This window comes from Limnobaculum eriocheiris, from assembly GCF_021010575.1.
Lineage (GTDB): Bacteria > Pseudomonadota > Gammaproteobacteria > Enterobacterales > Enterobacteriaceae > Limnobaculum > Limnobaculum eriocheiris.
In genome coordinates this window covers 1-12,053 of record NZ_JAJNAG010000031.1, presented here as the reverse complement: position 1 = coordinate 12,053, position 12,053 = coordinate 1, and the positions used below count along the sequence as shown (strand labels likewise).

Below are 12,053 nucleotides of genomic sequence, written 5' to 3'. Positions count from 1 at the left end.
AAGTCAATATAAGGAATGCGTTAGTAATCTGATAATTTGTGATGACTCGATTACTGGTAAATGCATCGTTGTATAATCAGAGTAGAAAGTTAAGATCATTTTATTTAAATTACTTATATATTATTGGGTTAGTTTCATTAACCGTAACCTGTGATTCTTTTGTCGCCTGTTGCTTAACGGCTGCAAAGCGTAGTTTTCTCATTAAATGGAAATAGGTGGAAAATACACTTAAAAACAGGAGAAGAGAAATTATTTCTTTGATTTTGAATTGTTCTAACAGGATACCTAAAAAAGCAAAAAATAGCGCCATAATCACTATGATAAGAAGTGTTTGGTGCGCACTCAACCCTTGGTTCATTAGAATGTGATGTAAATGCCCCCGATCAGGTCTGAAAGGACTCTGTTTCTGGAGAATGCGGCTGAGCATTACTGTTACCATATCCATTAAAGGAACTGCTATTAGCCATAGCCCCGTTACGGCAGCTATCACAGCATCATTACCCTGGGTTGCTAACAATAATAACCAAAGGACAGTAAAACCAATGAGAGTACTACCTGCATCCCCCATAAAAACTTTAAACTTCTTACCAAATGGGATGCATAAATTGAGTAATAGATAGGGGATAATAATAGCGATGAGTGTAAGACACCACATAGCCAAATTATTCTGATTTCCTAAATAAAAGCTAACTCCCAATCCTAATAATGAAACACAGGTAACCCCGCCAAGTAATCCATCAATGCCATCAGTCATATTAAAAGCATTAACGGAGGCCCACATGGCAAATAGAGTAATAATATACCCAGCCCAGCCTAATATTTGCATATTATCAGGCAACAAATTACCTAATGAATAAAGGTAAACACCATCCATCATTAATAAAATTATTACAAAAGCCTGAATAATAATTCTGGGAATTACAGGTAAATCGAAACGATCGTCCAATATTCCGACAATAAGCAATATTGATGCACCGATCAGGTAAGCAGTACTATGTGGCAGGTAGTTATCCTGATAAACATACATAGCACATATTGAAAGATAGATGGCAATGCCACCGACTAATGGAATATGCCCATGATGCAGCTTACGACTATTGGGTTTATCTACAAGACCTACCTGAATAGCGAAAATTCTGCTTATCAATAATATGGTTAGGCAACAAGCTGATGCCGAAAATAAAAAGAAAAACACAGAATACCTTCAATCCCTTGTGCAAAATTGCAGATTTAGAGCAGACTACCGCCCGTGACTTACTGCCGTTATTTTGCTGAATTAATAAAATTGATAATCTATTTGATGCTATTTCATATATGAAAAATAAATAGTTTCAGTTTATTAATAGAAACTATATACCATCTAAAATAGATAGCTAATGAAAGGAATATCCAGTGAGAATAAGCATTATATGACATCCTGTCAGTTTTCTATCTCTGTTTTTATCCATTTTAAACAATTATGAATCAACGAGGGCAATCATAATTATTTATGTATACGATCATGCATACTGACTCTAATCTCAATACTGCATCTGAGTGAATTCTAAATGAGTAGATAAATTAAAGCAACGGGCAGTTATTTTTTACAGATGCTTAAATTTCTGTATCACCCCTTATTCTAATATCAAAATGCCTTGATATTAGTAAGTTGTACATTGGTCATGCATTGAAAATTCATGTAATTTATTAAAATGGATAATATAATTGCAGTGAGTAACTAATTATAATGTAATGAATTTGATCGTTGCGCTTAAGTTTTTTCTGGATTTTTGGGCGTTTTTTTAAGGGGATTTCTCTTCACGTAAATCCCATAAAATAATATAACAGCGTAAGAAACAGGGAGGCATTTAGTAAGTAATAACTACGGGTTAATTATAAATTATTAATTAATATGACCAGAATTACCTTCAGTTTTGCGCAAGGTATTTTTTGTTTTTGCAGAGATGCTATTTCTATTTAAGAAGTCATTTATAAAAAACATACTTATCTTATATCGATATTTTCAACGCTAAAAAGCAAAAACCCGCCAAAAGGCGGGTTCTTAAATGATGGTGCCCGGACTCGGAATCGAACCAAGGACACGGGGATTTTCAATCCCCTGCTCTACCGACTGAGCTATCCGGGCAACGGGGCGCATTAAACCGGATCTGCGCCTTATCGTCAATGGCTTTCTGTCTTTTAAACAGTAAATTCCGGTCAATCGCTGTTTTTTCACTCGAATTTTGTCATTATGCTTAAATATTCAGCGGACTCGAGTAAGGTTACTCAATTCTGTTGGCATACCTTTTGATTTTTTCAATATGCTCAGTAAACTGAGCGGCATCCATGAACCCTGATACGCGCAACTCAGTAAGCTCTCTGCCCGTTTTATCAAAAAACAATATGGTGGGTAGACCCAGTACCTGAAACTCCTTCAGCAGCGCTATATGCTGCTTATTATTCGCCGTTACGTCTGCCCGAAGTAAAACGGCATCAGACAGGGCATTTTGTACCGATGCTGCACTAAAAGTATACTTTTCAAACTCTTTACAGGTCACACACCAGTCAGCATACAGGTCCAGCATCACTATTTTACCTTTGGCATTCGCCAGGACTTGATGTAATTCATCACTGTTAGCAATCGGTGTAAATAAGTTGCGCGAGTCAGCCTGTACTTGTTGAGTAGTCGGGCCAAATGCCCAATCCTGTAATGGGCGACTTACAATAAGAGACGCGGCCAGTAACAGTAATTGAAGAACTCTTATCCATCCTTGCTGAGAACGCAGACTGACAATAAAAGCCCAGCTAAAGAAAGCTAATCCTAATGCTGACCACATCCGCAGTTCCCAGATTTCACCATATAGCCGACCCAATAAGACCACCGGAAGAGCGAGGATCAGGAACCCAAATCCTTCTTTAACATACTGCATCCATGGGCCACTGCGTGGTAACACCTTGTTGCCAAATAGCGTAACCAGTATTAGTGGAATACCCATTCCCAGGGCGTACAAATACAGCGTTCCACCACCGATAAGCAGATTGCCGCTTTGGGCAATATAAAGCAGAATTGCCGTTAACGGTGCGGTAGTACATGGGGAACTAATCAGCCCTGCCAGTGCCCCCATGATAAATACACCTAAAGGAGAGCCACCTTTTTGACTGTTACTCCAACCAGTTATTTTGGTCTGTAGGGAGGAGGGGAGCTGTATGGTATAGACTCCGAACATAGAGAGAGCCAGCAGAATAAACAGCGCGGACAGGCCAATCAGGACTACCGGATGCTGAAAATAAGCCTGAAATTGCATGCCGGCGGCGGCTACAACAATACCTAATGCGGTATAAGTTAATGCCATTCCCTGAACATAAACAAAGGCCAGAAAAAATGTGCGCTTAAGGCTATAGCTTTGCTTGTTTCCCAAAATAATACTGGAGATCAACGGATACATTGGCAGCACGCAGGGGGTTGCTGCGGCAAGGATCCCTATAACCAAAGCCCATAAAGGTGAAAAGGGAAGTGACCCCTCACTTTTTGTACTGTTTGTTGGTGGAGATAATGCTGCTGTTGCTACCGAATTGTTGGTCGCTGTTATTTCACTTAATGGAACCTTACGGGTTTCGGGAGGATAGCAAAATCCTGCTTCAGCGCACCCCTGATAGCTAACGGTAATCACCGAGTCATTTTGAGCTTGTAAAAGGGTCAAGGGTATTGATAAAGCATGTTTATAAATTAAGGTATCGCCATAGAAGGCATCGTTATGCTTTTCCGCCGTAGGGAATGTATAGGGTGCTATCGTAGCATCCTGTGCTTCAATTTTTATTTGATGTTGGTAGAGATAGTAACCCGGCGCGATATCCCACTTGAGCGTCAAATTTTGATTGTTCTGACTAAAATCAAAGGCAAAAGCCTGATCGACACTGACAAACTTTCCGGCAGAGGGTGTTTTATCGAAAAGCGAAGCCTGCGCACTAAACGAGGTGCAAAACAGTGTTAGCCAAAAGAGAATAATTAATTTAGTGATGTGTCGAGCCATGATAGATATTCTTTATTGCCTCCACTAACAGGTAATGCCAGCAGTTCTGGTAATTCATAAGGATGATGCTGTTTCAACTTTGCCATCAAGGCGTCCTGATGCTGGCAATTCGTTTTGAGCAACATTTGAACCTCATACTCCTGCTCCAACTTCCCCTGCCAGTAATAGAGGGAGGTGACACCGGGTAAGATCGTGACGCAGGCGGCTAAATTTTCAGCCAATACTAAAGTAGCAAGCTCCTGTGCGCTTGCCTCATCTGGCGCTGTACAGAGAATAACAATGGCGTTAGTACAGGTACTGTCAGAAATTGCTGCTGTCATAATGTTTACCTCTGGATGGTGGGGAAACATGTTGCATTCAGCAAAACACTATACTGGTTGAGTGGGGGTTTGTCAGTAACTGGAAGAGAAAGAGAGGAACAGACCTGAAGTGCTCGTACTTCAGGTCTGCTAAAGGTAATTACAGAACCATATTACCTACAACAAATCCAAACAGAACTGACAGGGCAATAGCAATAACGCCCGGGACCAGGAATGAATGGTTAAACACATACTTACCGATACGGGTTGAACCGGTATCATCCATCTGAACTGCTGCCAGCAGAGTCGGGTAAGTTGGCAGAACGAACAGAGCAGAAACAGCGGCGAATGACGCTACAACACCAACAGGTGTTACGCCAAGAGCCAGTGCTGCGGGTAACAGTGCTTTTGCTGTAGCGGCTTGTGAATATAGCAGCGTAGCAGCAAAGAATAGAATGATTGCTAACATCCAGGAGTGTTCTTGCAGCAGGCTGCCAGAGAACTCTTTGATTTCATTGATGTGCGCCTGAACGAAAGTATCACCTAACCATGCAACACCCAGTACACAAACACAGGCACTCATACCTGATTTGAAGGTGCTTGCATTCAGGATTTCGCTAGTATCAATCTTACAGAATACACAGATTGCTGTGGCAATACTTAACATGAAGACAACGATTGCGTGATCACGGCCCAGAATAGGGTTTTCGATCAGGCCTACAGATTTACTAATCGCTGTTGCATACAGCATAACGGCAACGATACCGAGCAGGAATAACAGAACAGAAAGTTTTGCACCTGGTTTAATCACGATGTCGGCAGCTTTAGTGTTACTAACCAGACCTTTAGCCAGACGGTCTTTGTAAACCGGATCGTCTTTTAGCTCACAGCCCAGGAAGTTACTCACAACAGCCGTTAACATGACTGCGACGAAGGTAGTTGGAATACAAATACCTAGCAGGGTTAAGTAACTGACACCAACGGGCTCTAAAATACCGGCAGTAAATACAACGGCAGCTGAAATTGGTGATGCCGTGATGGCGATCTGTGATGCTACAACCGCGATAGACAGTGGACGGGAAGGACGGATGCCCTGACCTTTTGCCACTTCGGCGATAACTGGCATAGTAGAGAAAGCGGTATGGCCAGTACCAGCGAAGATTGTCATGATATAGGTAACGACGGGTGCCAGAAACGTAATGTACTTAGGATGTTTACGTAACAGCTTGGCAGCCAAACTAACCAGATAGTCCATACCACCGGCGACCTGCATTGCTGCGATTGCGGCGATAACCGACATGATGATTTGAATAACGTCGAACGGGATATTACCAGGGTTGATTTGACAAACCATAGTAAGCACCAGTACGCCCAGTCCACCGGCAAAACCAATGGCGATACCACCTAGTCGCGCACCAACATAGATGGCCAGCAGGACAATCACAAATTGCACAGCTAACATATATTATTTCCTTGATTTTATACGTGTTATTAAAAATAGATAACACAAAGTTAACGACTACAAGTTCCTTAGGGTATTAAAAAGGCATGCTATTTTTTTAAATGACATGCCTTCAATTTCGTTATTACCGAGTCTTAGTTCTCTCGCAACTAGTCGTCGTAACGTTTTGCTTTATATTCCGGGTACATCAGGTTCTTGATGGAGAAGATATCATCGAGTTCTGCTTCGGTCAGAAGACCACGCTCCAGAACAACTTCGCGTACAGTTTTACCGGTTTCCGCACATATCTTACCAACAATGTCACCGTTGTGGTGGCCAATGAATGGGTTCAGATAAGTTACGATACCGATTGAACCGAACACATAGGCTTCACAAACTTCTTTATTGGCGGTGATGCCATCAACACATTTTTCAACCAGGTTGTGACATGCATTAGACAGAATGTGAATTGACTCAAACATAGCCTGACCGATAACCGGCTCCATTACGTTTAACTGTAATTGACCCGCTTCAGCGGCCATAGTTACGCAAGTGTCGTTACCGATAACTTTAAAGCAAACCTGGTTAACAACTTCAGGAACAACCGGGTTAACTTTAGCTGGCATAATAGAGGAACCAGCTTGTAGCTCAGGTAAGTTGATTTCGTTTAAACCAGCGCGTGGGCCGGAGGAGAGTAAACGAAGGTCGTTACAGATTTTAGACATTTTTACTGCCAGGCGTTTTAATGCGCCATGAACCATAACGTAAGCGCCACAGTCAGACGTTGCTTCAATCAAGTCTTCTGCAACTACGCATGGGAAGCCACTAACTTCAGCCAGCTTCTGCACCGCCAGAGGAGAGTACTCTTTTGGTGTATTCAAACCGGTACCGATAGCTGTTGCGCCGAGGTTAACTTCCAACAGCAGCTCAGCAGTGCGGGTAATATTTTTTACTTCTTCTTTTAATAACACGCTAAAGGCGTGGAATTCCTGACCTAAGGTCATTGGTACCGCATCTTGTAACTGAGTACGACCCATTTTCAGGACTTCTTTAAACTCAACAGATTTACGATCAAAGCCTGCACGCAGTACTTCAATAGACTCAACCAGTTTCATTAAGGAAGAGTAAACAGCGATACGGAATCCGGTAGGATAAGCATCGTTAGTAGACTGGCACTTATTGACGTGATCGTTAGGGTTCAGATACTGATATTCCCCTTTTTGATGCCCCATCATCTCCAGACCAATGTTGGCAATAACCTCGTTAGTATTCATATTGACAGAGGTACCTGCACCACCTTGATAAACATCAACAGGGAATTGGTCCATGCACTTACCGTTTTTCAAAACTTCATCACAAGCCTGAATGATGGCATCAGCAATTGAACGAGGAATGGTTTTCAGTTCCTTGTTAGCCATTGCTGCGGCTTTTTTTACCATTACCATGCCACGAACAAACTCTGGAATATCACTGATTTTGCTGTTACTGATGTAAAAGTTTTCAATGGCACGCAGAGTATGAACGCCATAATAAGCTTCAGCAGGCACTTCACGTGTCCCTAACAGGTCTTCTTCGATACGGATGTTATTTGACATGTAAACCTTCTTTAATATACCAAGATGAATAAATAGTGAAAAACTGTGTTGCTAAATGATTACAATATTATAAAAGCGTTGTCGCTCTTGGTGTGGAGATCATAAGCTCCTTTTGATTAAAAGTATGAACCTAGATCAGATTATTGGCATCATAAAAAATATTAATGACATAAACGTGATTTAAATCACACTAAAGGGGTGGTTGTTGTTTTTGTCGTCAGAGTTGATTTTTTAAGATGTCAACACTATATCAAGGCTATATATATAGTATATTAAACTGCTTTTGCTAATTTTAATGATAGGTTATTAAAACGTCATCTTGGTGTTAATTATCCTTATTTTTGATATAGCTTCAGTATGTTACTATGTGGGAAATCATTTAATTTCTGAATATTAAGGAGCTTATGTGCGCTGGCTACCGTTAATTCTGTTGTTTCTGCTGATATATATTGAGATTACAATTTTTATTAAAGTTGCTGCTGTCTTTGGTGTGGCACTTACATTAATTTTGGTGATCCTAACATCTTGTTTAGGCGTATCGTTAGTTCGCCATCAGGGGCTAAAAACATTAATACAAATGCAGGAAAAGATGGCAAATGGCGAAAATCCTGCCGGTGAGATGGTGAAGAGCGTTTCATTGTTACTGGCTGGTTTTTTATTGCTTATTCCCGGTTTTTTCACTGACTTTTTAGGATTATTGCTGTTGCTGCCACCGGTTCAAAAGCTACTGACCCTAAGAGTGATGCCATTTATTCATGTATTTCGTTCAACCCCGGGAGGTTCGTCAACGGTAAATCAAGGAGGATATACTGTTGAAGGTGAGTTTCAACGTAAAGAAGATAATACAAACAAACATATTGGTGACAAAAAAGACCCTGACTTCTGAGTATTCATCCCACACTCTGCTTATCGTTTTGTTTATGCAAAACAACGTATGTAAATTTTTTTCACTCTCCCCCTTGAAGGGGAGGTGAATGCCCCCAATATCACTTTCACAAGGCTGGTAATTAAATGTACCTGCTCAAACCTAACCTAGTAAGGACCTTCTCAAAGGAGAGCTATCAATGAAAATTCGTCCACTACACGACCGCGTAATCGTAAAACGCAAAGAAGTTGAAACTAAGTCAGCTGGCGGTATTGTGCTGACTGGTTCTGCCGCAGCAAAATCTACCCGTGGCGAAGTATTGGCTGTTGGTAAAGGTCGTATTCTAGAAAACGGCGAAGTGAAAGCACTGGATGTAAAAGTTGGCGATGTCGTTATTTTTAACGATGGCTACGGCGTGAAAGTAGAAAAAATCGATAACGATGAAGTCCTGATTATGTCCGAAAGCGATATTCTGGCGATTGTTGAAGCGTAATTTAGAACGATCTTTTTTTGAACTGAATTGAAAAGTTAAGGGAAACCTGAAATGGCAGCTAAAGACGTTAAATTTGGTAATGATGCTCGTGTAAAAATGTTACGCGGCGTAAATGTTCTGGCCGATGCAGTAAAAGTGACTCTGGGACCTAAAGGTCGTAACGTAGTTCTGGATAAGTCATTTGGCGCACCAACAATCACTAAAGACGGTGTATCCGTAGCGCGTGAAATCGAGCTGGAAGACAAATTCGAAAATATGGGCGCACAAATGGTTAAGGAAGTCGCTTCCAAAGCCAATGATGCTGCAGGTGACGGTACAACTACCGCTACTGTACTGGCCCAGGCGATTGTAACTGAAGGTCTGAAAGCCGTTGCTGCGGGTATGAACCCAATGGACCTGAAGCGCGGTATCGACAAAGCGGTTATCTCAGCGGTAGAAGAGCTGAAGAAACTGTCTGTACCTTGCTCTGATTCTAAAGCGATTGCTCAAGTTGGTACTATTTCTGCCAATTCCGATTCAAGCGTTGGTTCGCTGATTGCAGAAGCAATGGAAAAAGTAGGTAAAGAAGGCGTTATTACCGTTGAAGAAGGCACTGGCCTGGAAGACGAGTTAGACGTTGTTGAAGGTATGCAATTCGATCGCGGTTACCTCTCACCTTATTTCATCAATAAACCAGAAACAGGTGCTGTTGAGCTGGAAAGTCCTTTCATCCTGTTAGTTGATAAAAAAATCTCTAACATCCGCGAAATGTTGCCGGTATTAGAAGCGGTTGCTAAAGCGGGTAAACCGCTGGCTATCATCGCTGAAGATGTGGAAGGTGAAGCACTGGCAACGCTGGTAGTTAACACCATGCGCGGTATCGTAAAAGTAGCTGCGGTTAAAGCTCCTGGCTTTGGCGACCGTCGTAAAGCTATGTTGCAAGACATCGCGACGCTGACTGGCGGTACAGTTATTTCTGAAGAAATCGGTTTAGAGCTGGAAAAAGCCACTTTGGAAGATTTAGGTCAGGCAAAACGCGTTGTTATCAACAAAGACACTACCATCATCATTGATGGTGTTGGTGAAGAAGATGCGATCAAAGGCCGTGTAACGCAAATTCGTCAGCAAATTGAAGAAGCAACTTCCGATTACGATCGTGAAAAACTGCAAGAGCGCGTAGCTAAATTAGCTGGTGGTGTTGCCGTGCTGAAAGTGGGTGCTGCAACTGAGATCGAAATGAAAGAGAAGAAAGCTCGCGTGGAAGATGCATTGCAGGCAACTCGTGCAGCGGTAGAAGAAGGCGTTGTTGCCGGTGGGGGTGTAGCATTAATTCGTGTTGCAGCGAAAATTGCTAATCTTGAGGGTGATAACGAAGATCAAACCGTTGGTGTTCGCGTTGCATTACGCGCAATGGAAGCTCCATTACGTCAAATCGTTGCTAACGCAGGTGAAGAACCATCTGTTGTGGCAAACAACGTGAAAGCCGGTGACGGTAGCTACGGCTATAACGCTGCCACTGAACAGTATGGCGATATGATCGATATGGGTATTCTGGATCCAACCAAAGTAACCCGCTCTGCTCTGCAATATGCAGCTTCAATCGCCGGTCTGATGATCACTACTGAATGTATGGTGACTGACCTGCCAAAAGATGACAAATTAGATATGGGTGCTGCTGGTGGTATGGGCGGTATGGGGGGTATGGGCGGAATGATGTAATTCCCCTATACATTCAGCCTGCCTGAAGAGTAAAACCCTGGTTATAAACCGGGGTTTTTTATGCTCTAAAATCAATTCAGAGGCAACCGCTAAACGGCAGGATTCAGCAACAATTGAAGAATATTTTCCGGATGATAGAGCCCAGCTTCTTGCAGGCTATTAGCCGATAGTTTAAACGCTTCCGGATATTGGCGACGCCAGCGGTGATAAATATTCACAATGTCTATTATCTTTGATTTTCTGAGCTGGGAATACTTCAACACCCAATAGCCAATCAGGTTACGTAATATAAAGCAGTCGGTAATTAGTTGATAATAGACCTCTGTTTCAGACATTTTTGCATGATAGGGAAAACTATCATGGTAAAGTCGGTAAAACAGATAGTTGGTGACTACATGAGGACATTCACTAAATACCGGGGTGACGGTTTGCATCCAGGCATTTTCAAGCTCCGCTATTTTTTGAGCCCCACTTTCAGTTGATTGCTGAAGAATATCCTGATGAACCTCTTTCCAGAATGTCGCCATGGTTGGTACGGTTTCAACATTGGCTAATTCCGCTACCTGAGACCCAATTTGAGCAAACAGTTGCCAGCGGGCCATATTGTTACGGGGGATCTGCTCCATACGGGATTGAATATAATCGCGTGTCAAGGATGCAGTTCGCACACTCAATTCTTCTGTGACCTGATGTTTCTGCTTTTTATTGGTGTAATCAGCGCTGGCAATCGGCAAGATTAACTCACCAATTGCCAATAACCGTTCTGAAAGTGACAATTCCGGACGTAGCGCAATGGCGATACACTCGGCGTTAACCCGGTGATAGATATCATTGAGAGGCGATTGGCTGCGGGATGAAATCAGTTTTTTGGATTCCAGCCAGATGGATGTCTGGCTCATTAAGATCTGCCCGCAGGCTTCCGGGCACTCAATAGCTAAACTTTTGCGCACTTCATTTTGCCAGCGGATGTCCACATAGGGGTAATCAAGACAGAATTTAGGGCGAGTATGAAGATCGTCTCTGCGGCCAATGAGGCAGTAAGTACACGAGCGACCCTTATCAAAAAACGGACAGTAGTTGTCCCCGGTCAGGTGAATGGTACCCCAGTTCTCCAGATCGGTTTTTGCCAGTTGAATGCTTTGTTGGGCTACCGTGCGGATATCTTCATCAGCGCTTTTCAGATAAGCCTGAGTGCTGATTTTATCCAGTGGGATCTCTTTACCAATGCAACAGGTACACAAACATCCACCGCCATTACATTGAAATCGGCGTACATATTCAGGTTCATAAATATTAATGATATTCATCCTAGCCTATCCAATGTATATTTATTCCATCAACGGCTATAGTACGGTTTTATTTCCAAATGGTAAATAAGTAAAGTTTATATAAATAATAGAACATTCTATTTACCTGAAAAGAGTGTTTTTATATTTATTTTTGTAAGATTTTAATTGTGCTTGCTATGTTAAAATATTTTAAATTATTTCAATGGTTAATTAATTATCTTATTTTATAGAAAAAATGGTCGTGACGCAGATTTAGTGGTAATGATTGATCGTCAGATACCATCCGATGATCTTATCGTGCATTTCTTCTGACTTTGAGAAGCAGATAGTCTTGCGGGTCAACCGTTTAAGATGGGTTCGCAA

Annotated in this window: 10 protein-coding genes and 1 tRNA gene; 3 read left to right on the top strand and 8 right to left on the bottom strand. The window is 42.0% G+C overall.

All coding sequences use genetic code 11. From position 1 onward, the window contains the following. Positions 1-109: 109 nt before the first annotated feature. The 6 genes from wecA to aspA all read right to left on the bottom strand — a co-directional run bounded on the left by wecA (position 110) and on the right by aspA (position 7,345). On the bottom strand, positions 110-1,195 hold the full coding sequence (gene wecA / locus LPW36_RS12550; RefSeq protein ID WP_230610090.1) for a UDP-N-acetylglucosamine--undecaprenyl-phosphate N-acetylglucosaminephosphotransferase: 1,086 nt from the start codon (positions 1,193-1,195) through the stop codon (positions 110-112). A gap of 854 nt (positions 1,196-2,049) precedes the next feature. Continuing rightward, positions 2,050-2,125: transfer RNA gene (locus LPW36_RS12545), tRNA-Phe, on the bottom strand. Positions 2,126-2,261: 136 nt separating this feature from the next. Continuing rightward, positions 2,262-4,010 (bottom strand): protein-disulfide reductase DsbD, encoded by a 1,749-nt coding sequence (locus tag LPW36_RS12540; protein WP_230610088.1) that lies wholly within the window; start codon positions 4,008-4,010, stop codon positions 2,262-2,264. Beyond that, complete coding sequence (gene cutA / locus LPW36_RS12535; RefSeq protein ID WP_230610086.1) at positions 3,986-4,330, bottom strand: divalent cation tolerance protein CutA; 345 nt, start codon at positions 4,328-4,330, stop codon at positions 3,986-3,988. The genes LPW36_RS12540 and cutA overlap by 25 nt, the downstream gene beginning before the upstream one ends. A gap of 139 nt (positions 4,331-4,469) precedes the next feature. After that, a complete protein-coding gene (locus tag LPW36_RS12530) occupies positions 4,470-5,771 on the bottom strand; it encodes an anaerobic C4-dicarboxylate transporter (RefSeq protein ID WP_230610084.1) in 1,302 nt (433 codons plus the stop codon). Positions 5,772-5,920: 149 nt separating this feature from the next. Beyond that, positions 5,921-7,345: an aspartate ammonia-lyase gene (gene aspA, locus LPW36_RS12525; protein WP_230610082.1), complete on the bottom strand. Its 1,425-nt coding sequence runs from the start codon at positions 7,343-7,345 to the stop codon at positions 5,921-5,923. Between the two features lie 406 nt (positions 7,346-7,751). Here aspA and LPW36_RS12520 point away from each other — a divergent pair, with 406 nt between their 5' ends. The 3 genes from LPW36_RS12520 (at position 7,752) to groL (ending at position 10,401) form a co-directional block, all read left to right on the top strand. Continuing rightward, on the top strand, positions 7,752-8,231 hold the full coding sequence (locus tag LPW36_RS12520) for an FxsA family protein (protein WP_230610080.1): 480 nt from the start codon (positions 7,752-7,754) through the stop codon (positions 8,229-8,231). A gap of 178 nt (positions 8,232-8,409) precedes the next feature. Then, complete coding sequence (locus tag LPW36_RS12515) at positions 8,410-8,703, top strand: co-chaperone GroES (RefSeq protein WP_108901213.1); 294 nt, start codon at positions 8,410-8,412, stop codon at positions 8,701-8,703. Between the two features lie 51 nt (positions 8,704-8,754). Beyond that, positions 8,755-10,401 (top strand): chaperonin GroEL, encoded by a 1,647-nt coding sequence (gene groL / locus LPW36_RS12510; RefSeq protein WP_230610078.1) that lies wholly within the window; start codon positions 8,755-8,757, stop codon positions 10,399-10,401. An 89-nt stretch (positions 10,402-10,490) separates the two neighbouring features. On the opposite strand, the gene fliB is transcribed toward groL, so the two are convergent. Together fliB and LPW36_RS12500 are read right to left on the bottom strand one after the other, a co-directional pair. Continuing rightward, positions 10,491-11,708 carry a flagellin lysine-N-methylase gene (gene fliB / locus LPW36_RS12505; protein ID WP_230610076.1) on the bottom strand — a complete coding sequence of 406 codons (1,218 nt, stop codon included), beginning with the start codon at positions 11,706-11,708 and terminating at the stop codon, positions 10,491-10,493. Between the two features lie 234 nt (positions 11,709-11,942). Further along, a partial coding sequence (locus LPW36_RS12500) for an IS1 family transposase (RefSeq protein ID WP_230607651.1) occupies positions 11,943-12,053 on the bottom strand: 111 nt, incomplete at its 5' end.

Coding starts and splice junctions, on each gene's coding strand:
- LPW36_RS12515 (WP_108901213.1), top strand. CDS start 8,410: ATGAAAATTCGTCCACTACACGACCGCGTAATCGTAAAACGCAAAGAA.
- LPW36_RS12540 (WP_230610088.1), bottom strand. CDS start 4,010: ATGGCTCGACACATCACTAAATTAATTATTCTCTTTTGGCTAACACTG.
- cutA (WP_230610086.1), bottom strand. CDS start 4,330: ATGACAGCAGCAATTTCTGACAGTACCTGTACTAACGCCATTGTTATT.
- fliB (WP_230610076.1), bottom strand. CDS start 11,708: ATGAATATCATTAATATTTATGAACCTGAATATGTACGCCGATTTCAA.
- aspA (WP_230610082.1), bottom strand. CDS start 7,345: ATGTCAAATAACATCCGTATCGAAGAAGACCTGTTAGGGACACGTGAA.
- groL (WP_230610078.1), top strand. CDS start 8,755: ATGGCAGCTAAAGACGTTAAATTTGGTAATGATGCTCGTGTAAAAATG.
- LPW36_RS12530 (WP_230610084.1), bottom strand. CDS start 5,771: ATGTTAGCTGTGCAATTTGTGATTGTCCTGCTGGCCATCTATGTTGGT.